A 24,416-nucleotide genomic window follows, 5' to 3' on the forward strand; every position below is an offset into this window, starting at 1 on the left:
CTTCATTCAATGCAAATCAGTGCTGCAGATGTTTCGGAATCGAAAAGTGTGGCAGTGGCAACGGTTGTTCACCGCTGCCACTGCGAAACGCTTTCAGCTGCAGGACGTAGGTCAGAATATGGGCCACCGCCACATACAGCTGGCTGGGCACAGCCTGCTCGATGGCAGTGGTGTAGTAAATCGAACGCGTGAGCGGCGGCGAGTGGATAATCTCCACCTGGTTGTCACGCGCGAGGCGCTGAATGTGCAGCGCGGTTTCATCCACCCCTTTGGCGACCACAAACGGCGCGTCTGACAGTGCCGGATCGTATTTCAACGCCACGGCGTAGTGGGTCGGGTTGACGATCACCACGTCGGCTTTGGGCACCATTTTGTCGATGCGGCGACGGGCGAACTGCTGCTGAATCTGGCGAATACGCTGTTTGATTTCCGGGCGGCCTTCGTTGTTTTTGTATTCCTCTTTCAGCTCTTGCTTGGTCATTTTGAGCTCTTTGAGGTGTTCCCAGCGCTGGTAAGGAATGTCAATCACACCAAACACCAACAGGGCAAAGCCCATCAGCAGTAAGCCTTCAAACAGGATTTTCATGATCAGGATAAAGCCCTGATTGAGTGGCAGCCCCTGCATGCCCAGCATGGGTTGCAGATGGTTATCGAGATAGCCGTACAGCACGGCGAAAATGACGCTGACTTTGAGCGTTGATTTCACCAGTTCAACCAGCGAGCGGGTGGAGAAAATGCGGCTGATACCGCTGATCGGATTGAGTTTGCTCAGCTTTGGCAGCAGGTTGGCTGGGCGGAACAGCCAGCCACCGAGAATCATGCTGCTGGCGAGAGTCACCACGATGATGACCAGAAACATCGGCATCAACAGCTCAATCACCATACCGAGGCTGTGACCCAACTGTTCAATCATCTGCATCGGATTGTCGAGATCGGCGCGGGTCAGCGACAGGTTATAGCGAAACACGCCCGCGATGGATTGCCAGATGGCGGGCAGCTGGGCGTAGAAGTAGATGGCCACGGCGAGAAAAATCACCGCGGTGGTGAACTCTTTGGCGCGGGGAATCTGGCCTTGCTCGCGCGCCTTTTTGACTTTCTGCGGCGAGGCCTTCTCGGTTTTGTCCTGAGACGAAGCTTGATCGCTCATGCGCCCCCCGCCATAAACTGATGGAGAAAGCGCAGCGTGTCATGCACTAGCGAGCCGTAGCGTCCCGGCACACCGGAGACGGAAATCAGCACGCTGAACAGGCCGAGCAACATGGTCATCGGAAAGCCGAGTGCGTAAACGTTCAGGCTGGGGGCGGCGCGGTTCATGACACCAAAACTGATGTTGGCCAGCAGCATCGAGACGATGGCAGGCAGCGCCAACGCGAGCGCCGCCGAGAACATCCAACTGAAAATGTTGACGATGCCTTGCAGCGACAACATGGTGATCCCGGAGCCGACCGGCCACACGGTAAAGCTCTGGATCAGTACATCAATCACCACTAAGTGACCTTCCAATGCCAGAAACAGCAGGGTGGTGAACACCAGAAAAATGCGGCCGAGAATGGCGACGGACAGGCCGTTCACCGGGTCGTTCATCATCGCCATGCCAAGACCCATTTGCAGCGAAACAATCTGGCCGAGCATGGTAAACACGGTGAACAGCATGTGCAGAATCAGGCCGAACATCAGCCCCCACACCGCCTGCTCAAACGCGAGAAACAGCGACGTCATCGACATCAAATCGACCGCGGGCATCGCGGGCATCAAAGGCGCGGTGATCACGGTGATGGAGAGGGCAAGCAGACTGCGCACCCAAACCGGGATCAGTAGGTCACCGAAAAACGGCATCGAAACAAACACGGCGCCGATACGGAAAAAGGGCCACCACAGTTGCCCTAACCAGCTGGAAATCTCGGCAAAGCTCAGCTCCATCAGCCAATCATCCCCGGAATGTTATGGAACAGAAAATCAAACAGTTCCATGAACTTGCGTAGCATCCAGTGACCGGCAAAGATGACCATCAGCAACGTCACCATCAGGCGTGGCAGAAAGCTCAGCGTCTGTTCGTTGATCTGGGTGGCGGCCTGAAAAATCGCAATGCCGAGGCCGACAATCAGACCCGGCACCACCAACACACCGACAATCAGGATCACCATCCATACGGCGTTGGAAATCAGGGTCACGACAGTTTCTGGAGTCATACAGCGTTCCTTAAATGTGCCGAGTCACGCTACTGCGCGAAGCTGGCCGAGAGGGTGCCGACCGTCATCGCCCAGCCATCGACCAGCACAAACACCACCAGTTTGAACGGCAGCGAGATGATCAGTGGCGAGAGCATCATCATCCCCATCGCCATCAACACACTGGCGACCACCAGATCGATGATGAGAAACGGAATGAACAGCATGAAGCCGATTTGAAACGCGGTTTTCAGCTCACTGATGACAAACGCCGGCAGTACCACGGCAAACGAAATGTCGTCGACGTTCTGATCCAGCGGTTCGTTAGCGATACGCAGCATCTGCTCCAGCGAGCTTTGCTGTGTCTGCGCAAGCATGAAATTGCGCACCGGTTTTTCCGCGACGGAAAACGCCTGCATCAGCGTAATCTGGCCTTGGTCATACGGTTTGAACGCATGCTCATACACATCGCTCCACACCGGACGCATGATGAGCAGCGACAGCGCCAGCGCAATGCCGACCAGGACGCGGTTGGGCGGGCTCTGTTGCAGGCCGAGCGCCTGACGCAAAATCGCCAGCACCACGATGATGCGGGTAAAGCTGGTGGCCATCAGAATGAACGCCGGCAGAAAACTCAGCGCCGTCATCAGCAACAGAATTTGCAGTTTGACGCTGTACTCTTCCTGAGTGCTGCCGTCGGACACCGTGAAAAGGGTCAGGCCGTTATCGGCCGCCAGTGTCGGCCATGCAAACAGCATCAGCACGAGCGCCAGCGCACCAATCCAGCGCAGGGAACGCGGTTGAGTCATGACAAAAACCTGTTATTGGCCCACAGCGGTGAGGGCGCTGTCGAGCACGTCAATCAGGCGCAGGCCGTACTTGTCGTTCACCACCACCACTTCGGCGTGACCCAGCAGCGAGCCGTTCACTTTCACATCCAGTGGCTCGCCGTTGAGCTTGTCCAGTTCAATCACGCTGCCTTCGCCCGCTTTCATCAGATCGCCGAGCGCGATCTCTTTGCTGGCGACTTCCAGCGTGACGGTGACCGGAATATTGCGAAAGAAGCTCAGGTCACGTTCCACTTTTGGCGCTGCCTCAACCACGGTTTCTGTTTCCAAATCTTCCAGATGAAAATCATCGAAATTGAGCTCTTCGCCATCAAAGCTTGCATTGTCTAGAGCGTCACTCATCTTAGGGATTCCTTATCTTGGTTTAAAATCAACACCAGTTGTCCTTCCTGCTCGGCAACCCGGCCTGAAAACAGGCGCTCATTACCGATACTGACCGGAACAGTGGAGAGTAAGTCGATGGGGAGAATGTCATTGGGTGCCAGATTCAGCACATCGCTGAGTGGCATGGTTTTCTTGCTCAGCAGTACATTGAGACGTACTGGGGCGTGTTGCAGCGAACGGTGAAATTGCTCACTCAGTTCGGCATTGGGTTGCAGATCCAGTTGGTCAATCAGGGTTTGCACCAACTGGCTTTCAAAAATCAGCGTCAACACTCCGCGCTGGTCAGCATAACGGAGTGATAGTTCGGCTTTCAGGCCGACGCCGCTGCCGATGTCGCCGTCGTGCAGTTGCCACATCTCTTGCGGCGCGACCCACTGAGTGGTCACTTTGCCGATGCGTTCTTGCAGGCGACGGTCGCTGCTGGTCAGCACACTTTGGCTGCGTTCAATGTTGGCGCCGTAAAAGCGATCGGCCAGTTTGATCAGCATGCTGCTTTCAAGGCGCACAAACAGCGCGCCGCCGTCCTGATGACGAAACTGGGTCATACAGCTCTTGTCGATGTCTGAAGGCTTGAGGCTGTGCAGTTCCACCGATTCCAGCTCCACATCGATATGGTGCGTGGTCAGCCAGTTCTGCAGCTCGCTGGTCAGGCCGTTACAGGAGTCGGTGATAATGGTGTCCAGTTTTTCCCGAATAACATGAATCGGCTTTCCTAGTAGTTCCACGTTTAAGGTCTTCACCTCGGGAATAGGCGTCTGGATTTGATTTTCCATTTATATTTTACCGTGCGTTGACAGAGAGTGTTTTCTTTGTGGAGCACAGTCTACACAGAATTTTTTATTTATTTTTAGTGCCTAATTATAACTTTGTGACGTTAGTTCATATGTTGATTTGAACCGCCAATTTAGTTCTTCAATAAAAATACGAAAGCGGTTAGGTTGGTCGCTAAATAATTATAGATATAAATGAATAAAAAATGATCAGCCTAATTTATAGGCTGTTTTTTCGTGTTTAAGACGGCGAATGAATCGCTGCAGAAGACGTCACGGAAGATAACTTTTTGTATTAGTTGGTTGTTTATTCATCAGTCTCAGCACGTTTACTTCTTGATTTACAAAGGCTTGTAACGTGGTGGACATTGAATCAGATTGGGACATCAATATGAAAATGTATGCCAGTTATGATAATTCGGTGGCATATTTAAATGACAGGAAAGTGTCAATAGAAGGTAAAAAATATTTCTATCACCAAGTGTTAAAAATATGTTCAATCACTTCTTGCGCTTTAGGTTTATTTCTAACTATGCCATCTTTTGCTGAGCAAGAGATAAAAGTTCCTATGGATTTGTCATCTTGGATATATAAAGGTGATGTATTTAATTGCAATTTGATGCATACGGAAGTTCCGCATGGGAAGTTTTATTTCCGCTCAGTCACAAATAATAAAATATCCTTTGAATTTCGCTTTAATAATAGCCCGGTAACTTGGCAGCAGGCAGACCTGTCTTTGCTTACTCCGCCGTGGATTGTGCCGCAGCAGGCGACCCCAATTAGTGAGGGGATTCGCCACCAAGGCAACCGCTTCTCTTTTTCGACCAATATTGATGCGTTACTGCACGCGATAGACCAAGGGCAGTGGCTACAACTGTCGCTGAGCGGAAGCACCCCTTCCGAGTCGCAGCGGGTCACGCTGCCTTCCATTCGCGTGCACAACGTCATCACTCAGTTCAAAGCTTGTCAGCAACGGCTGCCGGCGATCACCTTTACCGAGGCGCGCGATACTTCTCTCCATTTTGCTTCGGGTCAGCAGTCGCTGAGCGCTGCTCAGCAACGCACACTGCGTGACCTGATTTCTTATGTTGAGCGTGACAAACGGGTGACGTATCTGCTGATTGACGGCCACACCGACAATGTCGGTTCGCGTTTAGCCAACCTGAGTGTATCGCGCAGCCGTGCCGATCAGGTTGCCGCGGTGCTGGAAACACTCGGGGTCGCGGCTGACAAAATTCAAATTCGCGCTCACGGCTCGCGGTATCCCGTGGCCAGCAACGCGACCGAATCCGGCCGTGCCCAAAACCGCCGCGTGGTGATCCGCTTAGTCCGTGACGACGAAAGCGTGGTGGCCGCCACTCCTCCAACCAACGACTCAATGAAGGTTCAGTAATGACGAAGTCAGATATTTTGTTGGTTGAGCCAAACGAACTTCTAGCTCAACCCGTCATCGATGTTTTGATCGAAGCCGGCTACCGCGTGCGCCATGCACGTACCGGCCGCAGTGCGTTATTACAGGAGGCCGCCGCCATCACGGTGGTGAGTGCCAACTTACCGGACATGGGCGTGCGTGAGTGGGTCGCGTGTCATCAGAAGCAAGCAGGCGCGGGGGTGGCAATTGCGATTGTCGATCAGGATCAGGGCATTCTGGCGGCAGAAACCATGAAAGCGGGCGCGACCGATTATCTGCTGCGTCCGTTTGAATCCAATCAGTTATTGAATCTGCTGCGCCGCGTGGAAGCGCTTGGTAAACCGATGGCCAACATCGTCGCTGAATCCTGGCGCAGTAAGCAGGTGCTGCAACTGGCGCATCGCGCCGCCTGCACCAGCGCCAGCGTACTCATCACCGGCGAGTCCGGCACAGGTAAAGAAGTGCTGGCGCGTTACGTGCACCAACAATCTAACCGTGCAGACGGTCCGTTTGTGGCGGTCAACTGCGCCGCCATTCCGGAGTCGATGCTGGAAGCGGTGCTGTTTGGTCACGTCAAAGGCGCGTTTACCGGCGCACTGGCGTCGCAAAGCGGTAAGTTTGAAGAGGCCAACGGCGGCACCATTCTGCTCGATGAAATCGGCGAAATGTCACCAGCAGTACAGGCCAAGTTGCTGCGTGTTTTGCAAGAGCGGGAAGTGGAACGGGTGGGCAGTCACAAAGCGATTCAACTGGATATTCGTGTGATTGCCGCCACCAACAAAGACTTGCGCGAAGAGGTGCAGAAAGGCCAGTTCCGTGAAGATCTCTATTACCGTCTGGATGTGTTGCCTTTGCACTGGCCACCGCTGCGTGAGCGCAAAGAGGATATCCTGCCGATCAGTCAGTTTTTTATTACCAAATATCAGGATGGCAGCAGATGCCATCTGTCTCAGGACGCGCGCGTGGCGCTCAGCCAGTACCATTGGCCGGGCAACATTCGTGAGCTGGAGAACGTGATTCAGCGTGCTCTGGTGATGCGTCACGGCGACTACATCACTGCGCAGGATCTGATGCTGCCGGTGGAGTTCCAGTCACCTTCACAGCCTGTGGTATCTGATGCGGCCTTTGGTCACGTCGAAGCAAAGAAACAGGCGGAATACCAATACATTCTGGACAAACTTCGTCAGTTCGGTGGTAACCGGACGAAAACGGCGAATGCTCTGGGCGTATCGACCCGCGCACTGCGCTACAAATTGGCGGCGATGCGTGAACAGGGCATCGACCTTCAGTCAGTACTAGGCTCAGCCGCCTAAAGGAGAGGTAAACATGGCAAATCAACCTATCGGTAATGCAATGTCCGCCGAGCAGTTAATGCTCACCAAAATGGACGCAATGCGCGTACAGGCGACGCCGGATTTCGTCGTCAGTGCTAACCCGCTGGACGTCAAAGCGGTCAATCCGCCTCTGTCGTTTTCATCGGCCATGACGCAGGTTCTGGATGTGGTGAACCAGCATCAGGCGGTCGCAAGCAGCAAAATGACCGCGGTGGAAACCGGCAAGAGCGACGATCTGGTGGGGGCGATGATCGCCAGCCAGAAGGCCAGCCTGTCGTTTAACGCGTTGATGCAGGTGCGCAACAAAGTGGTTGCGTCGTTTGAAGACATTATGAAGATGCCGGTGTAAATCATGTCTGAACTTACTACTCAAGTGGCGGGTGCCAGTGGCATCAGCCCGAATGGCTCTTCAGTCAGGGGCATGGACGATATCAGCCGTAAATTGAAACAGCTGTGGTCAAGCAGTCAGCGCAATCTGGTGCTCTCGGCGGTGCTGGCGGCGATTGTGGCGGCGCTGATTGTGGTCGCGCTGTGGAGTTCTTCGCAGAGTTTCCGTCCGCTGTATGGTCAGCAAGAGCAGTTTGATGTGGGCGACATCGTCTCGGTGCTGGAAGCGGAAAGCATCAGCTATCGCCTGCAGGAGCAGAATGGCCAGGTTCTGGTGCCGGAAGGGGAAGTGGCGCGCGTACGCATGCTGCTGGCCGCCAAAGGCATCAAAGCCAAGCTGCCGACCGGGCTTGATTCACTGCAAGAAGACAGCTCTCTCGGCACCAGCCAGTTTATGGAAACCGCCCGTTACCGCCACGGTTTGGAAGGTGAGTTAGTGCGCACTATCATCGCGCTTAATGCGGTATCGAATGCGCGTGTGCATTTGGCCATTCCTCGTCAAACGTTGTTTGTGCGTCAGAACGGCGAAGCGCCGTCGGCGTCCGTCATGCTGGAACTCAAAGCGGGTGAAGACCTCAAACCGGAGCAGGTGGAAGCGATCATCAATCTGGTGGTGGGCAGTGTGACGGGCATGAAGCCGGAATTCGTCTCGGTGATTGACCAGTATGGCCGCTTGCTGAGCGCCGACGTGGCGTCGGGCGATTCGGGCAAAGTGAACGCCAAATACCTTGATTACCAGAAGAACCTGGAGAAGCAGGTGATTCAGCGCGCGGCAGACATGCTGACGCCGATTGTCGGTCCAAGCAACTTCCGCGTGCAGGTGGCAGCCGACATGGATTTCAGCCGTGTGGAAGAGACTCAGGAAATCCTCGACAACACCCCCGTGGTGCAAAACGAGCACACCGTTCAGAACAACTCGATTGACCAGATTGCGCTCGGCATTCCGGGGTCGCTGAGCAACCAGCCGCCAGTGACTGGTGAGAAGCCGACTCAGGACAGCCAGAACTCGAACGCGCGTTCTGAAATCAACCGCCAGTACGCCGTGGGCAGCAGCGTGCGCCGCACGCAGTACCAGCAAGGTCAGGTGAAAAAACTCAACGTTTCTGTGCTGTTGAACTCGGCGGCTGCGCCGAATGGCACCGGGTGGAGCGACCAAGAGAAGACAGAAATCTCCGCCATGCTGATGGATGCCGTTGGCATCAGCGCCGCGCGCGGTGACAGCCTGAGCCTGATGAGCTTTAACTTTACGCCGATTGAGATTGAAGCGCCGCCAAGCATTCCATGGTGGCAGGATCCGACCGTGCAGCAGCCTCTGCGTTATGTGATTGGCGGCATGCTGGGCATGGCGATGATCTTCTTCGTGTTGCGTCCGCTGATCATGCATCTCACCGGTGCGGATCGCCGCAGCCAAGAGCTGGAGTTTGCGCCGCCGCCAGAAGAGCCTTACTACGAGAATCTTCAAACCCGCGAAGAGCGTGAACGTGAAGAGGCGCTTAACCGCCGCTTGGAAGAGAAAGGCATCAAAGCATCCAGCGGTCTGGACGTGAGCAGCGACATGTTGCCACCGCCGGGATCGCCGTTAGAAATTCAACTGAAACATCTGCAGCTGATTGCCAATGAAGAGCCAGAACGCGTCGCAGAAGTCTTGAAACAGTGGGTAAATGTGAATGAACACAGCACAGTCAACGCAGAACCAAGAGCTTAATCATGTCGAGCAGACCGCACTGGTTCTGCTCGGAATGGGCGAAGATGCCGCGGCGAAAGTGCTGCGCCATTTCAGCCGCGATGAAACGCAGCGCGTGACCAAAGCGATGGCGCGCCTCAGCGGTATTAAAAGCGACAACGCGAAAAACATCATTCAGCAGTTCTTTGATGATTTTCGTCAGCACAGTGGCATTCGTGGCGCGTCAAAAGAATACTTGTCCAACACGCTGCGCAAAGCGCTGGGCAATGACCTGGCCAAAGGCCTGCTCAACAATCTGTATGGCGATGAGATTCGCAACAACATGCAGCGTCTGCAATGGGTGGACGCGGAAATGCTGGCGCGTTTTATCAGCAACGAACACCCGCAGATGCAGGCGATTTTCCTCGCCTATCTGCCGCCGGACAGCTCTTCAGCGGTGCTGAAATGCCTGCCGCAGGATTATCACGATGAGCTGCTGTACCGCATCGCGCGTCTGCAGGACATCGACCATCAGGTCGCGAATGATCTCAATGAGCTGATTGAACGTTGCATCGAACAGGTCTCGGTGACGCAAAGCGCGCCGCTGTCCGGCGTGAAGCAGGTCGCGGATATCATTAACCGCTTTGAAGGCGATCGCGCCACACTGATGGAAATGCTCAAACTGCATGATGAAGATGTGGTGAGTGAAATCGAACAGAACATGTTTGACTTTATGGTGCTCGGCCGTCAGCGCGAAGAGACCATGGACCGTCTGGTACAACAGGTACCGATGGAGCTGTGGGGCATTGCGCTCAAGGGAGCGGAGATCACGTTGCAACAGGCGATCAAACGCTCGATGCCGCAACGTATGGTCAAGGCGCTGGAAGACGATATGCAGGTGCGTGGTGCGGTGGCCCTCAGCCGGGTTGAGCGCGCGCGTCAGGACATCATGCAGATTGTGCGTGAACTGAGTGAAGCAGGCGAAATCGAACTGCTGCTTTATCAGGAACCGACGGTGGAGTAAGCCATGTCAGCAGAAAAAATTATGCGTCTGCCTACGGGCAGTTATCGTCTGCACCGTTTCCCGCCACTGGCTCAGCCAGTGAAGGCGCCGGACGATCGGTTGCTCGATGACGAGTGGCAGGACACGCAGGTGGATATTCAGCAGCAGCTCGAAGCAGGTTTTCAGCAAGGGTTGCAGCAGGGCTATGACGAAGGTTTGCGTCAGGGGCTGGAACAGGGCAAGCAACAAGGCATTATTGACGGCCAGAAAGAGGGTTTTCAGAAAGGCTTTGTCTCCGGTGAACAGTCCGGTAAGCAGCACTTTTTGGAAGCCGCCAAGCCGGTCAACGAACTGTATCAAACCCTGTCGCGCTGGCAGGCGGAACGCGAGCAGCAGCAGCGTCACATCATTTGTGAGCTGGTGCAGAAAGTCGCACAGCAGGTCATTCGCGCCGAACTGACGCTGATGCCACAGCAGATTTTGTCGCTGGTGGGTGAAACTCTCGATGCGATGCCGGGCAAAGCGGAAAGTGTGACTGTGCATCTGAATCCGCAGGATCTGGACCGCATTCGCGACATCAATGCCGATCTGCCGAAGAACTGGAAACTGGTGGCGAACAAAGAGCTGCCCGTGGGTGGTTGCCATCTGGTCACGGACGATGCCGAAGCCGATGCCAGCTGTGACTCACGCCTGCAAGCGTGCATGGACAATGTGAAACAGCATCTGCTGGATGAAGTCACCGCAGGGCAAGAGGTGGCGGATGAGTAATCCGCACAGCGGCGGAATGCTGACGGACCGCCTCAACGATGCCATCGCGTCGCTCGATTCTGTGCCGGTGGCGCGGGTGACCGGGCGACTGGTGAAGGTGAACGGCCTGATGCTGCAAGCAGTGGGCTGCCGCTTCAAACTCGAACAGCGCTGTCTGGTCGAAACAGCTGAAGGTGACATGATCGAAGCACAAGTGGTCGGTTTTGACCACAATGTCGCTTATTTAATGCCCATTCGCCGCTTGGGCGGTCTGTTTGCGGGGGCGAAAGTGGTGCCGCTGGAAGGCGACAGCACGGTGCAGCTCAGCAGCCAATGGCTCGGCCGGGTAGTGAACGGGTTAGGCGAAGCACTTGATGACGGCGCGCCGCTGCGTGGTGGCGACCGCGTGTCGCTCGAACCCAAGCCGATTAACCCGCTCAAACGCCGCCCGGTGGACACGCCGCTCGACGTCGGAGTCCGCACGATTAATGGCCTGCTGACGGTCGGCAAAGGCCAACGCATCGGCCTGATGGCCGGCAGCGGTGTGGGTAAAAGTGTGCTGATGGGGATGATCACCCAGAACACCGAAGCGGACGTGATTGTGGTCGGGCTGATTGGGGAACGTGGCCGCGAGGTGCGTGAATTTATCGAGCGCAACCTGACTGAACAAGCACGCCGCAAAGCGATTATCATTGCCGCTCCGGCGGATGAGTCGCCACTGATGCGACTGCGCGCGACGCTGCTTTGCCACCGCGTGGCGGAATATTTTCGCGATCAGGGTAAAGACGTTTTGCTGTTGATGGACTCGCTGACCCGCTATGCGATGGCGCAGCGTGAAATTGCCTTGTCCCTTGGCGAACCGCCTGCATCGCGCGGGTATCCGCCGTCGGTATTCAGCGTGTTGCCGCAACTGCTTGAACGCGCGGGCAACAGCGATAACCCGGATGGCAGCCTGAGCGCGATTTATACGGTACTGGCCGAAGGCGACGATCAGCAAGATCCGGTCGCCGATTCAGCGCGCGCGATTCTCGATGGTCACGTGGTGCTGTCACGTCAGTTGGCCGAACAGGGGCACTATCCGGCGATTGATGTCAACGCCTCGATCAGCCGCTGTATGTCGGCGGTGACACCGGAGGCGCACGTCACGGTCGCCAATCAGTTTCGTCAGCTTTACGCCAACTATTTGCAGGTCAAAGAGCTGCTGCCGCTCGGCGGTTACCAGCCGGGGCAGGATGCGGAGCTGGATCGCGCCGTCGCTATGTATCCTCATCTCAAAGCATTTCTGCAACAGTCGGCCAAAGAACGTGTCGATTACACCGCAAGCCTGACCCAACTGGCTCAGCTGTTTCAAATGCCGTGAGATAAGCCATGAAAGAGAAGATTCGCGCCGTCGGCAAACTGCAACAGGTCGAAGAGAAAACCCGCGACCGCATCGGGCAGCAGCTCGATTCGATGCGCCAGCGGCATCAATATCTGCAAGCGCAGCTCGATCAATTGGCGAGTCTTAAATCCAGCGCTGGCGATTCAACGCTGCACGCGCCAACGCTCAACAGTGCGCTGCTGATGAACCTCAATCGTGTCGACCACATGCTGCAAAAACTGCTGCGTCACCATGAGCAGGAACAAGCGGTGATGGAGGCGCAGTGTCATTCGGTGCAGCAGGTGCTGGAGAGTAAACACGCGCGGGTCAAAGGGTTGGAACAGGTGCTGGAGCGCTGGCGCAAAAAGCAGGCTTTTGAGCGCGCGCGCAAAGAGCAGAAGCAGATCGAAGATATCCTCAATGCGCGCCATCGTAAGCGCGCATTGTGACTCGAACGGGGCGGCGAACGGGAGCTTACGCCAGTTCGCCGGTGGCCTGAAACGTTTCCAGCTTGGCCAGATACGGTGACAGATCGGCGATATTCTCCGCCAGCCAGGCTGGGTTGTAGTAGGTATCCAGATAACGCTCACCACTGTCGCACAGCAGCGTCACAATAGAGCCGGTTTCTCCGCGGCGTTTCATCTCACTCGCCAGTTGCAGCGCGCCATACAGGTTGGTGCCCGTGGAGGCGCCTGCTTTACGGCCGAGAATTTTTTCCAGCCATTGAATGGTCGCAATGCTTGCTGCATCCGGCACCACACGCATCTCATCCACCACATTCGGAATAAAGCTTGGCTCAACACGAGGGCGGCCAATGCCTTCAATTTTGCTTCCGCACTTGAGTGTCAGGTTCGGATTGCGGGTTTGGTAAAAATCGTAAAACACCGAATTCTCCGGATCGACCACACACAGCTTGGTGTTGTGCTGCTGATAGCGAATAAAGCGGCCAATGGTTGCTGACGTGCCGCCCGTTCCCGGGCTCATTACGATCCAGCTCGGGATCGGGTGATCTTCCATCTTCATCTGATGAAAAATGCTGTCGGCGATATTGCTGTTACCACGCCAGTCGGTGGCGCGCTCGGCGTAGGTGAATTGGTCCATGTAATGACCATTCAGCTCTTTGGCCAGACGGCGCGACTCGTCATAAATCTGATCGGAGCGGTCGACCAAATGGGCTTTGCCGCCGTAAAACTCAATCTGCTCAATCTTCTTACGCGCGGTGCATTTAGGCATCACGGCAATAAATGGCAGACCGAGCAGGCGCGCAAAGTACGCTTCAGACACTGCGGTGCTGCCGGAAGACGATTCGATGATCGGTGTGTCCGGACCAACCCAGCCGTTACAAATGGCGTAGAGAAACAGTGAACGCGCCAAACGGTGTTTGAGCGAACCGGTCGGGTGGGTACTTTCATCTTTCAGATAGATGTCGAGGCCAGCCACGCACGGCAGGTCGAGTTTAATCAGGTGCGTGTCGGCAGAGCGTTGAAAGTCGGCTTCAATTTTGCGAATCGCGCTGTTAATCCATTGATGGTCGGTGCACATAGGTCTCTCCATGAGCGTGAATCCCAAACCCAGCGAAAGGTCGCACAACGTTTGGGAAAAGTGAATTCGGTATGGGAATAATTTAGCTGTAAGAGGAGAGAAAAACTTTGCTAATTTGCCTGTTGTTTTGTAGGTTTGGAGAATAATTTTCTCCCGAATGGGGTTAAAAAATGCAACTCGACAAAATTGATCGTCAGATCTTGGCAATTTTGCAAAAGGACAGCACGGTGTCGCTCAACGATTTGGCGGAAGCGGTCAATCTCACCACCACGCCTTGCTGGAAGCGACTGAAAAAGCTGGAAGAATCCGGCATTCTCAGCAAACGGGTCGCGCTGCTTGATCCGGAAAAACTCGACTTGTCCTTTATCGCCTTTGTGATGGTCAAAACCAGCGACCATTCGCACGAGTGGTATCGCCGTTTTGTGGCGACGGTGGATGAATACCCGGAAGTGATGGAGTTCTACCGTATGGCGGGGGAGTACGATTACATGATGAAAGTGCTGGTCAAAGACATGAAGCACTTTGACCAGTTTTACAAAAAGCTGGTGAACAGCGTTGGCGGGCTGAATAACGTCACATCGACCTTTGCGATGGAATCGCTCAAGTACACCACCGAGCTACCGCTTTGACGCTCAACGACCTGATACCAGCGGTGAAGCGATATCAGGTCGTTGAAGCTATGGCTGGTGTTTAGCCGAACAGCCAAGCGAGCAGCAAAACTAAGGCCAGCAGTACCGCGAATGCTTTGAGTAGCGGTTTGATGTCCGTGCTGCCGCCATTGGGTGGTTGATTACAGCATCCCATAATGTCCCCTCCTGAGTGAATGTCGGTAGCACTGTAAAGCCTGACCTTGGGTGAAGGTAAAGCGTCGCTGCGAAAAAACTCAGGCGTTTTTAAACCGCATCACGCCTTCTTGCACCGCTGTGGCGACCAGGTGGCCTTCACGGTTGTAGATTTCCCCGCGCACTAAGCCGCGTGTGTTGCTGGCGGTCGGGCTTTCAATCACATACAGCAACCATTCGTCCATTTTGAACGGACGATGGAACCAAATCGAATGGTCGATGGTGGCGACCTGAAAATTGGGCGTCATCAGCGTCACTTCATGCGGGTGCAGCGCCGTTACCAGAAATCCCCAGTCTGAGGCGTAACCCAGCAGGTATTGGTGAATGAGCTGATTGTCTGGCATCTCGCCGTTGGCGCGGATCCACAGGTACTGTTTCGGTTCGGCCTTTTGTGGTTTGAGCGGATTGATAACGGTCACCGGACGCATCTCAATCGGCTTTTCACCGCAGAACACTTTCTTCACTTTTTCTGGCAGCAGATGAGCAATTTGCGCCGCCAGTTCGGATTCTGACGCAAAGTTTTCCGGCCCAGGAACGTCCGGCATGGTTTTTTGATGCTCAAAGCCCGGCGCTTCACCGTGGTAAGACGCGGTGAGGTAGAAAATAGGGCGGCCGTTTTGAATCGCTTTCACGCGGCGCGTGCTGAAACTGCGGCCATCGCGCAGGTTTTCAACATCGTAGATGATCGGTTTTTCAGGATCGCCAGGGTAGAGGAAGTAACTGTGAAAAGAGTGCACGGTACGGTCAGATTCAACCGTGTAGCGCGCTGCGGACAGTGCCTGACCGATCACTTGGCCGCCATACACCTGCGGTAAGCCGAGGTTTTCGCTTTCGCCGCGGTAGAGACCCTCTTCCAGTTTTTCTAGCTGCAGCAAGCTCAGCAGCTCTTTTAATGGTTTGCTCATGGCTCCTCACCTGATTGGTTATGTTCGTTGTTATTTTGTGAGTTACGTCAAATAACTGTCAAGACCAACTGAGGGTCATAGCAGTTTATGAAACGGATCTTATAATAGCTGCGATTACCTTAATTCAAGTGAGGCACTATGAAAAAGGCACTACTTCTGGCGTCATCGGTTCTGTTAGGTTCGGTACTGGTGGGTTGCCAGACTTCTGAGGACTCAACGACCATGACACAAACCACACCCGCAGCCATGAAGACGGTAACGGGTACTCTCGCGTATCGTGAGCGCATTGCGCTGCCAGAAAATGCGGTGGTGACAGTGACGCTGCAAGACGTTTCTCTGATGGATGCGCCAGCGAAAGTGATCGCGACTCAAACTTTTGAGACGAAAGGCAAGCAAGTTCCGTTTGCGTTTGAACTGGCATACGACAGCGCCCAAATCGACGCGCGTCATACCTACAGTGTCAGCGCTCGTATCGAGTTGAACGGAAAACTGCGCTTTATCACCGATACCCATTACGGTGTGATTACTGATGATAATAACACTAACCAGGTTGATTTGAAGCTGGTTGGCGTTAGCGCAAACTAATGCTTTGAGAGTGACGATAAAAAGCAATGGCAGCCTAAGGCTGCCATTTGTATATTCTGAGTGAGATCTTTCCCTGACTGCTCACGGCTATCCCTTCCGCGACCAATCGTTCCCGCTGCCTGTCCCAATCAGGGCCGGTTAACGAAATCTCCCCTTTACTGTTGATGACCCGAAACCAAGGCAGTTTGCTGTCTTTGGGCAAGTTTCCCAGCGCTTTGCCAACGTGGCGCGCATAACCGGGATAACCCGCCATACGTGCTATTTCGCCGTAGGTCGAAACTTTCCCGTGTGGGATTTGGTGAATGACAGCAAAGATCTGTGCCAGAAATTGGTCCATAATGACAGTGTCCTAGTTCAATTGTTACCACGGATAGGTATAAGGAGCTGGAATTGGTATTCTCCGCTTTTCAATTTGTAATCACAACGTTATTGGTGATGGTGTGTGCCCGGGCGCTCGGTCTGAGCGAGGGCGATGTTCCATTCATCACTTTCGTCATCCCTGCTCTGTGGATACTGCCGCGCGGTGGGATCACGGGTTTCGTGTTGCTGGCGGGGATGGCCGCGTACGGCATTACGCTTCCTTATCAGCCAGCCTCGCTCTCGGTCAGTATGTGGGTACTGTTCCCGATGATGATGGTAGCGTTTTCACGCGGCAGCAATAAAGGCATCATGGCGATCAGCGCGCTTATCGTGATCACGTTGCAAGTCGGCATTATGGTGACGCAAGCGGCGGGTAAATTAGACGGTGAACCTTGGATGACGGTTGTGCAGCTTGCGGCGGTGGTCGCTATCTGGTGGGCGGCATCGAGTTGGAAACCGAGTCATAGCCATAGCTGGTGGGCATTGGGGCTGATTATCCCGTTATGGGTAGCGGGGCTGACGTTTGCTGCAGTGATTGCGCTGTGCCTGACCGGGCTGGTGGCTGTGATGGAGAGCCTGTCACAAGTTAAATCGTTTAGCTGGAGTAAGCTTTTGTGCTGGACTCTGCCTTCCGTCAGCTTCATGGCGGTGGTGCTATCGCCAGACATCGACGTGCCCAAACCTGTGTTCGTGGTGTGGATCTGCTTGCTGACGACGGCCTGGATGACCGACTACATTCTCAAAAATACCGAAGAGCAGCCATTGTAAACGTATGCACAGAAAATCGAATCCAGTGCAAACTTATGAAGGTCATTGAAATAAGTCCTTATGCATACGCGCTGAGATTCGCTATTATCAGCAATTACTAAAATTACAATTCTATAAAAAACAACGTCAATGTTCAAAATGCTAGCAGTTCGGGGCTGGATGTTGCTGTTACTGTATTGTTTCGCAGTACCCGCACATGCCGAGCCACCACATAACGAACAACCTTATTTAGTCGCGACTGAAGCGGACGACGTCGTCACACGTGTGTTGTTCGACGCCATTGCCTACCAATTCAATATCGACATTCAGTACGTCAACTACCCAAGTTTTGATGCGATTTTAAAATCGGTGGAGTCGGGTGAAAGCGATTTTGCCGCCAACGTCACCTATACGGAAGCGCGCGCGAAGCGGTTTGATTACTCGGCACCCACCAATATCGAATATACCTATCTCTACAGCTATACCAATGCCACATTGGACGAAATCAAGCGTATCGGCGTGCCGAAAGGGACGATTTATGGTGAGCTGATTCGGGAGAACTACCCACACCTCATACAAGTGGAATACGATGGTTTCAGCGAAGCGAAAGTGCTGCTGGAAAGTGCGCAAGTTGATGGTGTGGTCGATGCGATCAACCAACTCAAACCGATGTTAACGCGCGGCCTCGACGCTCAGCTGCTGAATGATCGCATTTCGATTCAACCTGTCTCGCTGATTGTTCCGAAAGGCAAACATGGTGAACTGCTGCATGAGTTCGAGACATTCATTCACTCAGCCAAAGTGCAAAAATTGCTGCGTGAATCGATTCAGAAATATCAGTTCGACATCCGTAAACAGGCGCTGCGTCAGGCGGTCATCGACAGCGGCGTCAACCAGCAACGTCCGTTGCAGGTGAAGCTTGAAAACCTGACTCAGTTTGCCAGATACGGCAATGATGGGTCAGTGAAAGGCATCAGTGCAGACGTAGTATTCCAAGCGTGTGACATCTTGCTGCTTAAGTGCGATTTGGTCAGCGCCGCGGATGAAACCTGGGAGAGTATGTTCACTGACATTCAGGACAAGCACATCGATATCATTGCGCCGATTTCCATATCTGAGCAGCGTAAAAAAATGGTCTATTTCAGCGAGAGCTATTACCACCCGCAAGCGGTGATGGTGAAATGCGAAGGCTATAAAGACAACGTGTACAGCAATGTCTCGGAACTGGTCGTGGAGCGCATCGGCGTGATCAAAGATGACTTCTTTGAAGAGCTGATGCAGCGCATGCTGCCTAACAAAGCGCTGATCACCTTCTCTAATCAGGAAGAGCAGATTCAGGCATTGCTCGATAAGCAAGTCGACTACATCGTGCTGAGTAAGGCGAACTTTAACCAGATTTTGCGTGATGCGGATTCACTGTTGCCAATCGTGGAAGATTCGATGATCGGCAGTTTCTATGCCTACGATATTGCGATTGGTTTCCCTAAGAACCAAGTCGGCGCGGCGCTGGCACCGCTGTTTACGCGCGCAATCAAAATTATCGATACCCAGAAAATCATCAAAAAATACGATTATCAACCGGACTGGCGTGCAACACTATTGACGGAAAAGCGCTTCGCTCGTCATAGCCAGTGGCTGTTTATCTTACTGGTGCTGTTTTTGTTGAGCGTGGCGCTGTATCTGAATTTTCAGTCCAACACCGATAATCTCACCAAACTGCGTAACCGCCGTTCGTTGTACCGCCGTTTCCGCCGCGGTTTACCGGGTAAAACCACGTTGGTGTATCTGGATATGAATCAGTTCAAGCCGATTAACGATAACTACGGCCATGAAATTGGCGACAAAGTTCTCAAGCAGTTAGCCGCACGGATCAATCAGGTGTGGAAAGGAAAATCGTACCGCATCGGGGGCGACGAATTCATTCTGGTTGGTGAAGCGCGCGGGGACGAGTTACAAGCCATTATTGATCAGCTACAAAGCTTCCTGTTTATCTGTACCGAGCGTGATGTCAGCTTTGATGTGACGGTGGCTGTGGGGATCTCTACTGAGCGTGAACGCTATATGTCGCTGCAGGAAGTCCTGCATCAAACGGATATCGCTATGTATCAGGAGAAACGCAAACGCCCGCTGGCAAAAGCGGAACGTCCGGCTAAAGAGCCGATGGAAGTGAAATAAACAAATTGCTCAAATGGTGGGCAGTTGAAGGTAAATCAATGCTTTTCGCCCGATTTGGGGTTGCAATAGCGGGGGCGATACCGGATAATCCTCACCACTCTTCGGCAGCAAGCTGAAGTGACCTATGGGGGCCCTGGTCCTCCCGCAACACTAGTTCGTGAATCTGGTCAGGTCCGGAAGGAAGCAGCCACAGCGAATGACGTGTGTGCCGGGATGTGGCTGGGGCTTCCACCCATCTTGTCGCTGAAACCATTAAGCGTCCCAAAAAAACCATAAAATGTCCCAATAAAACCCATAAAGTGTCCTAAACTTATTTTGGTTGTTTTTTTACAACGAAAAAAGGACAGGTTATGTACGTTCGCAATCTTCGAAAACCTTCAGCAAACAAAAACGTTTATAAGTTTGTTAGTTTAAAAAATGGCTGCACCATCATGTGCGAAAGCTCATTGGAATATGATTGTTGCTACTATTTAGAATATTCGGATGATGTTGTTCGTTACCAGTCTCAGCCGAAAGGTTACCGTTTTCCTTATCGAGGTAAACAACATCCATACACCCCTGATTTTTTAGTCCATAAGAAAGATGGAACGTCTTATCTCCTCGAAGTAAAACCACTATCAAAGACATTTAGCTCCGAATTCCAAGATATGTTTCACCAAAAACAAATCATGGCAAGTGAATTGGGGGTACCACTATTACTCGTGACAGACCGCCAAATTCGGAACGATGTGCACCTTAATAATTTAAAACTCGTACATCGTTATAGCGGTTTTATTGAAAATTCTAGCCATTTGGAAAGTGTTTGGTCAGCCGTTAGTCAATCGTCATCGATCTGTATTAAGGCGTTACCAGAAATACTGAACTTAACTATTGGTGAAGTCTTTGCGTCAGTGCTACGTCTTATTGGTTTAGGAAAAGCCAAGACAAAACTGGACGTTTTACTGGATGAAAACTCTTTAATTTCGGTGGCTTAATATGTCTTTTGGGCCATTTGAAGATGAGTTCGGTTCAATAACAAATGACGTACAGCAACAATATGATGCAAGCCCTGAAGCTAAGCTATCTCGCCTGAAGTATTCACCTCTTGAAAGCTCCAAGGTTATTGAGCGAGATCTATCTTCTTTTCCTGAAGAGCAGAAACTAAAAGCGCTGGAGCGTTACAAATTAATCTCTTTGATCGCTAAGGAAATAAATGGTGGTTGGACACCTAAAAATCTTATCCCCTTGATAGATAAGCATATAGAAAAACTTTCTATACCGAAGCCAAGTGATCGTACAGTAAAGCGCTGGTATAAAGCTTTTTGTGAAAGCGATGGTGATATTAAGAGTTTGGTTGATAGTCATCACTTAAAGGGTAACCGGCAGCCCAGAATTGAAGACGATGAACCGCTTTTTATAGAGGCTGTTGAACGTTTTTTAGATGCTGTTCGTCCTTCTTACTCTAAGGCTTATCAGGTTTACTGTGACCGAATTGAAATTGAAAATAGCAGTATCGTTTCAGGTGAGATAGCGAAAGTCAGCTATGAAGCTTTCAAGAAACGGATCAAAAAACTCCCTCCATATACCATCGCTCTCAAGCGTCATGGTAAATATTACGCCGACAAACTGTTTAACTACTATGAAGCAGTCAAGATGCCTACGCGTATACTGGAAAGGGTAGAGATTGACCATACTCCTCTAGATTTAATCTTACTTGATGATGAGTTGCTTGTGCCGTTGGGGAGAGCCTATTTAACTTTATTAGTTGATGTGTTTAGTGGTTGTATAATTGGATTTCATCTCGGCTTCAAAGCACCAAGTTATACTGCGGTTTCAAAGGCAATTATCCATTCAGTTAAATCAAAGGAATACGTTAATGAATTGCCAATTGGATTGTCGAACCAATGGATTTGTCATGGAAAAATAGAAAATCTTGTTGTTGATAACGGTGCTGAGTTTTGGTCGAAAAGTTTAGACCAAGCATGTATTGAGGCTGGTATCAACATCATCTATAACAAAGTTCGTAAGCCTTGGTTAAAGCCCTTTGTAGAGAGAAAATTTGGTGAACTAATTCAAGGTATAGTGGGATGGATTCCTGGCAGAACATTTTCCAATGTTCTTGAGAAAGAAGATTATGACCCTCAAAAAGATGCTGTGATGCGTTTTAGTGTTTTCGTTGAAGAGTTACATCGCTGGATTATTGATGTGCATAACGCTTCAGCGGATAGTCGACATACGCGGATACCTAATTATCATTGGAAAAAGAGTGAAGAAGTTATGCCACCTCCTGCTTTGACTGAGCGTGACGAGATACAATTCCGTGTAATTATGGGTGTGGTTCATAAAGGGGCATTAACCAGTAAAGGGATAAAATTTAAGCACTTAATGTACGACAATGTGGCGTTAGAACACTATCGTAAACAGTATCCGCAATCCAAAGATAGCAGGATAAAAACGATCAAGATTGACCCTGATGACTTATCTCGTATCTTTGTGTTTCTTGAAGAAAGAGAAGGTTATATAGAAGTCCCTTGTAAGTGTGATCCGCTTGGTTACACCAAAAAACTTAGCCTTTGTGAGCATTTAAGAACGGTAAAAGTACATCGTGATTTTATAAAAGGGCAAGTTGATTCATTATCACTAGCCAAAGCACGTCAGGCCTTGCATGAGAGAATCAAGCAGGAACATGAAAACTTACGTCAGATGTCGTTACCTCAGCGTGCTAAAAAGGCTAAAAACGGTAAGAAAATGGCTGAACTAGCTGGCGTTAGCAGCGATAGCCCTAAATCCATAACAACCGATTATCCGATAGAAGACATCATACAACCACACGAATCTACACCTGTCGATGATCTCCAATCACTTTGGAATAAGCGCAGGGCATTAAGGAAGTCGAGCAAATGACATTGCTTCAACCAACGAATAATGACGTCGATACATTACTAGCTGATTTCCATCAGTCATTTGTCGTTTATCCTGATGTTGAAAAGGTTTTTGAAGGTTTAGATTGGATTGTTCGTCGCAGCCAGTTCGGTAAATTTGCGCCTTCTATGCTCATTACAGGCGGGACAGGAGCGGGTAAGACTTCAGTGGTTGAAACCTATTTGAACAACCATTTTTCCGCTTCAGAGGTGTTAGTCACAAGAGTCAGGCCAAGTTTTGTTGAAACATTAGTTTGGGCAATTGAAAAGCTGAATGTTCCTTACAACAGTCGGTCGAAACGCTCTGAGATTGGTCTACAAGATTATTTCATTAGTAGCGTTAAAAAATCTAAACTTAAGCTGTTGGTTATAGAAGAAGCTCAAGAACTGTTTGAGTGTGCATCTCCCAAAGAGAGGCAAAAAATACGCGACCGACTAAAGATGATCAGTGATGAATGCCGGTTACCTATCGTCTTTATTGGTATTCCTACCGCCAAACTTATCTTGGAGGACTCACAATGGGACAGACGAATTATGGTGAAGCGAGACTTGCCATATATCCGAATAACGAACGAAGAGTCTTTAGATATCTATATTGCCTTGCTTGAGGGGCTTGAAAAGACCTTATCTATTTCAGTCGTTCCGGAACTGTCTGATATGGACATGGCTATGCGTTTATTAGCTGCCAGTAAAGGGATGATCGGTTTAATCAAAGAACTTGTTGGTTATGCGCTTGAACTGGCTTTACTCGAAGGTAAACGTCAGATTACTCAAAACGAGTTTATTCAGGCATTTAAATCGATCTTTGGCCCCGATATTAGCAACCCATTTGAGATTGAGCTCGATAAACTACTAATCTCGCAGATTATTGAGTATGAAGGCTATATTTTGGATTCAGATAGTGGGGATATCAAATTTACTCATCAGATATTTGAAGATATACCACTAACAGAATTACTACGTTAACTATTTGCTTTAGCTGATAATTTATCTAGTAAACTTTTTTTATCTTCATCACTCAGCTTATCAATAAGACAAGCCAATTCAGCCGTCACTTCGTCTTTACAAAAAAAGTAGCTTAGCGGTACATCCAGTTCTTCAGCCATACGGGTTAACGTTCCGATATCGGGGACATGACGACCTTTTTCGTAATGGTTCATTCGACCACTTGCAGAGCTTTCTTCCATTCCAATTTTTACCCCAAGATCTTTTTGGGTGATTTTGGCTTTTTTACGCGCTGCTTTGAGCCTCTCTGGGATTGGGTTTTCCACTTAGACATTCTTTTTAGTACCTATAGATAACTTAGATTGTCTAAGTTTTACTTATTTTTGTATACTTAGCAATCCTAAGTTTTTGCGTTGTTTAGAGGTTGCAGTGAAAAGAACCAAAAAGCTCAGTCATCCAATTTATAACCTTTTGATAAATAGAGGCTTGGATCGCTTTACAGTGATACAGGCCCGGGATGAACTGCAGCAATCATCAGATCGGTTTGAAGATGACAATGAAGCGAGAAAGTATATATATCGGCAGATCAATCATCTGGTCTCTAACGGCTACTTGAAGACGTTGGGCGAAGGCAGAGCAAAGCTCTATATAAAAACGGAAGCCTTTAATTTAGGTTCTTTTTCCAAGAAAACGGTTAAAAGATATAAGCGCAGGTCATCGGAAGATGGAAAATGTGTGCAGGGCGTTCAAACGGCCCAATACATAGAAGCGCTAGAAAAAGAACGATTTCAGTACAAGACTGAATTGTCTGTCACATATGCTGAAGAGCAGGAATACAGCCGTTTGATGAATCGCTTCCCTGATAAAAAGGAGCTACTGATGCCGATCTATGTTCAGGCGAGGGAACGTTCAGAAACAACACTTGGAAGAATAAATGCTTTAACTAGTGCACTTAACGTAATCCAAAACTCAGTTATCTAAGCATGAGTATTTGAGTGTTCCAAAACGATTCAGCAAGGAGGCATGCTGAATCGTTTTTGGACAAAAATGAGTTACGTAGAATCTAACATTATCACTTCATGAATTATCTCAAGTATGAAAAACTCCGATAGGCAAAAGGCACGGCCTAGCCCCACTGCGTTGCACGCCTAACTCACTCCGATATTTGTCGTAAAGTTGGGAGTCGAGTGTCAATGACAGTTTATGCAACTAAAGAGAAAAAGTTTAAGCTACTCGATACTTTTAAATTTCGTAGAATCCAATTTTGAACCGACTAGTCATCAATGTAATCAAGTGTAGACATAAAAACTGTCACTACTTTAAGCTAGGTAATAGCTAAA

The 24,416-nt window shown here is 50.9% G+C and carries 26 protein-coding genes and 1 other RNA gene; 17 read left to right on the plus strand and 10 right to left on the minus strand.

Annotation, left to right across the window (positions count from 1 at the left end; all coding sequences use genetic code 11):
* Window positions 1-16 precede the first annotated feature (16 nt).
* The 6 genes from flhB to DYA43_RS04540 are packed head-to-tail and all read right to left on the minus strand — an operon-like array spanning window position 17 to window position 4,173.
* A complete protein-coding gene (gene flhB, locus DYA43_RS04515; RefSeq protein WP_044361999.1) occupies window positions 17-1,147 on the minus strand; it encodes a flagellar biosynthesis protein FlhB in 1,131 nt (376 codons plus the stop codon).
* The gene (fliR, locus tag DYA43_RS04520; RefSeq protein WP_047460234.1) at window positions 1,144-1,920 is read right to left on the minus strand and encodes a flagellar biosynthetic protein FliR; all 777 of its coding nucleotides are present in this window, start codon (window positions 1,918-1,920) and stop codon (window positions 1,144-1,146) included. The genes flhB and fliR overlap by 4 nt, the downstream gene beginning before the upstream one ends.
* A complete protein-coding gene (fliQ, locus tag DYA43_RS04525) occupies window positions 1,920-2,189 on the minus strand; it encodes a flagellar biosynthesis protein FliQ (protein WP_004725108.1) in 270 nt (89 codons plus the stop codon). The genes fliR and fliQ overlap by 1 nt, the downstream gene beginning before the upstream one ends.
* A gap of 29 nt (window positions 2,190-2,218) precedes the next feature.
* Window positions 2,219-2,977 carry a flagellar type III secretion system pore protein FliP gene (gene fliP / locus DYA43_RS04530; RefSeq protein WP_047460233.1) on the minus strand — a complete coding sequence of 253 codons (759 nt, stop codon included), beginning with the start codon at window positions 2,975-2,977 and terminating at the stop codon, window positions 2,219-2,221.
* Between the two features lie 12 nt (window positions 2,978-2,989).
* Window positions 2,990-3,358 (minus strand): flagellar motor switch protein FliN, encoded by a 369-nt coding sequence (gene fliN, locus DYA43_RS04535; protein WP_020329968.1) that lies wholly within the window; start codon window positions 3,356-3,358, stop codon window positions 2,990-2,992.
* Window positions 3,355-4,173 carry a FliM/FliN family flagellar motor switch protein gene (locus tag DYA43_RS04540; RefSeq protein WP_024373215.1) on the minus strand — a complete coding sequence of 273 codons (819 nt, stop codon included), beginning with the start codon at window positions 4,171-4,173 and terminating at the stop codon, window positions 3,355-3,357. The genes fliN and DYA43_RS04540 overlap by 4 nt, the downstream gene beginning before the upstream one ends.
* Before the next feature lie 565 nt (window positions 4,174-4,738).
* Here DYA43_RS04540 and DYA43_RS04545 point away from each other — a divergent pair.
* The 8 genes from DYA43_RS04545 to fliJ are packed head-to-tail and all read left to right on the plus strand — an operon-like array spanning window position 4,739 to window position 12,524.
* Entirely contained in the window at window positions 4,739-5,563 is an 825-nt protein-coding gene (locus tag DYA43_RS04545) for an OmpA family protein (RefSeq protein WP_061056302.1), read from the plus strand.
* Complete coding sequence (locus DYA43_RS04550; protein ID WP_020329971.1) at window positions 5,563-6,894, plus strand: sigma-54-dependent transcriptional regulator; 1,332 nt, start codon at window positions 5,563-5,565, stop codon at window positions 6,892-6,894. Before DYA43_RS04545 ends, DYA43_RS04550 begins: the two co-directional genes overlap by 1 nt.
* Window positions 6,895-6,907: 13 nt before the next feature.
* Window positions 6,908-7,264: a flagellar hook-basal body complex protein FliE gene (gene fliE / locus DYA43_RS04555; protein ID WP_020329972.1), complete on the plus strand. Its 357-nt coding sequence runs from the start codon at window positions 6,908-6,910 to the stop codon at window positions 7,262-7,264.
* A 3-nt stretch (window positions 7,265-7,267) separates the two neighbouring features.
* Window positions 7,268-9,007: a flagellar basal-body MS-ring/collar protein FliF gene (gene fliF / locus DYA43_RS04560; protein ID WP_024373213.1), complete on the plus strand. Its 1,740-nt coding sequence runs from the start codon at window positions 7,268-7,270 to the stop codon at window positions 9,005-9,007.
* Window positions 8,970-9,989: a flagellar motor switch protein FliG gene (locus DYA43_RS04565; RefSeq protein ID WP_020329974.1), complete on the plus strand. Its 1,020-nt coding sequence runs from the start codon at window positions 8,970-8,972 to the stop codon at window positions 9,987-9,989. Before fliF ends, DYA43_RS04565 begins: the two co-directional genes overlap by 38 nt.
* A 3-nt stretch (window positions 9,990-9,992) precedes the next feature.
* Window positions 9,993-10,736, plus strand: coding sequence for a flagellar assembly protein FliH (gene fliH, locus DYA43_RS04570; protein WP_024373212.1), 744 nt, complete (start codon window positions 9,993-9,995; stop codon window positions 10,734-10,736).
* Entirely contained in the window at window positions 10,729-12,075 is a 1,347-nt protein-coding gene (gene fliI, locus DYA43_RS04575; RefSeq protein WP_061056303.1) for a flagellar protein export ATPase FliI, read from the plus strand. The genes fliH and fliI overlap by 8 nt, the downstream gene beginning before the upstream one ends.
* An 8-nt stretch (window positions 12,076-12,083) precedes the next feature.
* Entirely contained in the window at window positions 12,084-12,524 is a 441-nt protein-coding gene (gene fliJ, locus DYA43_RS04580) for a flagellar export protein FliJ (RefSeq protein WP_061056304.1), read from the plus strand.
* 25 nt (window positions 12,525-12,549) lie between these two features.
* Here the strand turns inward: fliJ and DYA43_RS04585 are convergent, their stop codons facing one another.
* Complete coding sequence (locus DYA43_RS04585; protein WP_061056305.1) at window positions 12,550-13,617, minus strand: PLP-dependent cysteine synthase family protein; 1,068 nt, start codon at window positions 13,615-13,617, stop codon at window positions 12,550-12,552.
* Window positions 13,618-13,787: 170 nt separating this feature from the next.
* Between DYA43_RS04585 and DYA43_RS04590 the strand changes: the two genes are divergently transcribed.
* Window positions 13,788-14,246 (plus strand): Lrp/AsnC family transcriptional regulator, encoded by a 459-nt coding sequence (locus DYA43_RS04590; protein ID WP_020329977.1) that lies wholly within the window; start codon window positions 13,788-13,790, stop codon window positions 14,244-14,246.
* 254 nt (window positions 14,247-14,500) lie between these two features.
* On the opposite strand, the gene tesB is transcribed toward DYA43_RS04590, so the two are convergent.
* Window positions 14,501-15,364 (minus strand): acyl-CoA thioesterase II, encoded by an 864-nt coding sequence (gene tesB / locus DYA43_RS04600; protein WP_020329979.1) that lies wholly within the window; start codon window positions 15,362-15,364, stop codon window positions 14,501-14,503.
* A gap of 138 nt (window positions 15,365-15,502) precedes the next feature.
* Between tesB and DYA43_RS04605 the strand changes: the two genes are divergently transcribed.
* Window positions 15,503-15,949: a YbaY family lipoprotein gene (locus DYA43_RS04605; RefSeq protein WP_020329980.1), complete on the plus strand. Its 447-nt coding sequence runs from the start codon at window positions 15,503-15,505 to the stop codon at window positions 15,947-15,949.
* Window positions 15,950-15,983: 34 nt separating this feature from the next.
* Here the strand turns inward: DYA43_RS04605 and DYA43_RS04610 are convergent, their stop codons facing one another.
* Entirely contained in the window at window positions 15,984-16,286 is a 303-nt protein-coding gene (locus tag DYA43_RS04610) for a DNA base-flipping protein (protein ID WP_020329981.1), read from the minus strand.
* Window positions 16,287-16,339: 53 nt separating this feature from the next.
* Here DYA43_RS04610 and DYA43_RS04615 point away from each other — a divergent pair, with 53 nt between their 5' ends.
* The 6 genes from DYA43_RS04615 to DYA43_RS04640 all read left to right on the plus strand — a co-directional run bounded on the left by DYA43_RS04615 (window position 16,340) and on the right by DYA43_RS04640 (window position 23,097).
* Complete coding sequence (locus tag DYA43_RS04615; RefSeq protein ID WP_024373209.1) at window positions 16,340-17,077, plus strand: VP0952 family biofilm-associated protein; 738 nt, start codon at window positions 16,340-16,342, stop codon at window positions 17,075-17,077.
* A gap of 129 nt (window positions 17,078-17,206) precedes the next feature.
* A complete protein-coding gene (locus DYA43_RS04620; protein ID WP_061056306.1) occupies window positions 17,207-19,231 on the plus strand; it encodes a GGDEF domain-containing protein in 2,025 nt (674 codons plus the stop codon).
* Between the two features lie 131 nt (window positions 19,232-19,362).
* Window positions 19,363-19,459, plus strand: an RNA gene (gene ffs / locus DYA43_RS04625) — signal recognition particle sRNA small type.
* Between the two features lie 122 nt (window positions 19,460-19,581).
* Window positions 19,582-20,205: a TnsA endonuclease N-terminal domain-containing protein gene (locus DYA43_RS04630; protein ID WP_061056307.1), complete on the plus strand. Its 624-nt coding sequence runs from the start codon at window positions 19,582-19,584 to the stop codon at window positions 20,203-20,205.
* A 1-nt stretch (window position 20,206) separates the two neighbouring features.
* Window positions 20,207-22,114 (plus strand): TnsB C-terminal domain-containing protein, encoded by a 1,908-nt coding sequence (locus tag DYA43_RS04635; protein ID WP_061056308.1) that lies wholly within the window; start codon window positions 20,207-20,209, stop codon window positions 22,112-22,114.
* Window positions 22,111-23,097 (plus strand): TniB family NTP-binding protein, encoded by a 987-nt coding sequence (locus tag DYA43_RS04640; RefSeq protein WP_061056309.1) that lies wholly within the window; start codon window positions 22,111-22,113, stop codon window positions 23,095-23,097. Before DYA43_RS04635 ends, DYA43_RS04640 begins: the two co-directional genes overlap by 4 nt.
* Here DYA43_RS04640 and DYA43_RS04645 read toward each other — a convergent pair.
* A complete protein-coding gene (locus DYA43_RS04645; RefSeq protein WP_044366853.1) occupies window positions 23,094-23,402 on the minus strand; it encodes a helix-turn-helix domain-containing protein in 309 nt (102 codons plus the stop codon). The genes DYA43_RS04640 and DYA43_RS04645 overlap by 4 nt on opposite strands.
* Window positions 23,403-23,505: 103 nt before the next feature.
* On the opposite strand from DYA43_RS04645, the gene DYA43_RS04650 reads away from it, so the two are divergent.
* On the plus strand, window positions 23,506-24,057 hold the full coding sequence (locus DYA43_RS04650; protein ID WP_061056310.1) for a VspR family transcription factor: 552 nt from the start codon (window positions 23,506-23,508) through the stop codon (window positions 24,055-24,057).
* The last annotated feature ends 359 nt before the right edge of the window (window positions 24,058-24,416 follow it).

The sequence above is a fragment of the Vibrio fluvialis genome, assembly GCF_900460245.1.
GTDB lineage: Bacteria > Pseudomonadota > Gammaproteobacteria > Enterobacterales > Vibrionaceae > Vibrio > Vibrio fluvialis.

Excerpts from the sequence above, each read along its gene's own strand:
- fliR (WP_047460234.1), bottom strand. The coding sequence starts at position 1,920 with ATGGAGCTGAGCTTTGCCGAGATTTCCAGCTGGTTAGGGCAACTGTGG.
- DYA43_RS04610 (WP_020329981.1), bottom strand. The coding sequence starts at position 16,286 with ATGGACCAATTTCTGGCACAGATCTTTGCTGTCATTCACCAAATCCCA.
- DYA43_RS04635 (WP_061056308.1), top strand. The coding sequence starts at position 20,207 with ATGTCTTTTGGGCCATTTGAAGATGAGTTCGGTTCAATAACAAATGAC.
- DYA43_RS04545 (WP_061056302.1), top strand. The coding sequence starts at position 4,739 with ATGGATTTGTCATCTTGGATATATAAAGGTGATGTATTTAATTGCAAT.
- fliF (WP_024373213.1), top strand. The coding sequence starts at position 7,268 with ATGTCTGAACTTACTACTCAAGTGGCGGGTGCCAGTGGCATCAGCCCG.
- fliJ (WP_061056304.1), top strand. The coding sequence starts at position 12,084 with ATGAAAGAGAAGATTCGCGCCGTCGGCAAACTGCAACAGGTCGAAGAG.
- DYA43_RS04630 (WP_061056307.1), top strand. The coding sequence starts at position 19,582 with ATGTACGTTCGCAATCTTCGAAAACCTTCAGCAAACAAAAACGTTTAT.
- fliQ (WP_004725108.1), bottom strand. The coding sequence starts at position 2,189 with ATGACTCCAGAAACTGTCGTGACCCTGATTTCCAACGCCGTATGGATG.
- tesB (WP_020329979.1), bottom strand. The coding sequence starts at position 15,364 with ATGAGCAAACCATTAAAAGAGCTGCTGAGCTTGCTGCAGCTAGAAAAA.
- fliP (WP_047460233.1), bottom strand. The coding sequence starts at position 2,977 with ATGACTCAACCGCGTTCCCTGCGCTGGATTGGTGCGCTGGCGCTCGTG.
- DYA43_RS04550 (WP_020329971.1), top strand. The coding sequence starts at position 5,563 with ATGACGAAGTCAGATATTTTGTTGGTTGAGCCAAACGAACTTCTAGCT.
- DYA43_RS04620 (WP_061056306.1), top strand. The coding sequence starts at position 17,207 with ATGTTCAAAATGCTAGCAGTTCGGGGCTGGATGTTGCTGTTACTGTAT.
- DYA43_RS04585 (WP_061056305.1), bottom strand. The coding sequence starts at position 13,617 with ATGTGCACCGACCATCAATGGATTAACAGCGCGATTCGCAAAATTGAA.
- DYA43_RS04605 (WP_020329980.1), top strand. The coding sequence starts at position 15,503 with ATGAAAAAGGCACTACTTCTGGCGTCATCGGTTCTGTTAGGTTCGGTA.
- DYA43_RS04540 (WP_024373215.1), bottom strand. The coding sequence starts at position 4,173 with ATGGAAAATCAAATCCAGACGCCTATTCCCGAGGTGAAGACCTTAAAC.
- flhB (WP_044361999.1), bottom strand. The coding sequence starts at position 1,147 with ATGAGCGATCAAGCTTCGTCTCAGGACAAAACCGAGAAGGCCTCGCCG.
- DYA43_RS04640 (WP_061056309.1), top strand. The coding sequence starts at position 22,111 with ATGACATTGCTTCAACCAACGAATAATGACGTCGATACATTACTAGCT.
- fliH (WP_024373212.1), top strand. The coding sequence starts at position 9,993 with ATGTCAGCAGAAAAAATTATGCGTCTGCCTACGGGCAGTTATCGTCTG.
- fliE (WP_020329972.1), top strand. The coding sequence starts at position 6,908 with ATGGCAAATCAACCTATCGGTAATGCAATGTCCGCCGAGCAGTTAATG.
- DYA43_RS04565 (WP_020329974.1), top strand. The coding sequence starts at position 8,970 with ATGAACACAGCACAGTCAACGCAGAACCAAGAGCTTAATCATGTCGAG.
- DYA43_RS04590 (WP_020329977.1), top strand. The coding sequence starts at position 13,788 with ATGCAACTCGACAAAATTGATCGTCAGATCTTGGCAATTTTGCAAAAG.
- fliI (WP_061056303.1), top strand. The coding sequence starts at position 10,729 with ATGAGTAATCCGCACAGCGGCGGAATGCTGACGGACCGCCTCAACGAT.
- fliN (WP_020329968.1), bottom strand. The coding sequence starts at position 3,358 with ATGAGTGACGCTCTAGACAATGCAAGCTTTGATGGCGAAGAGCTCAAT.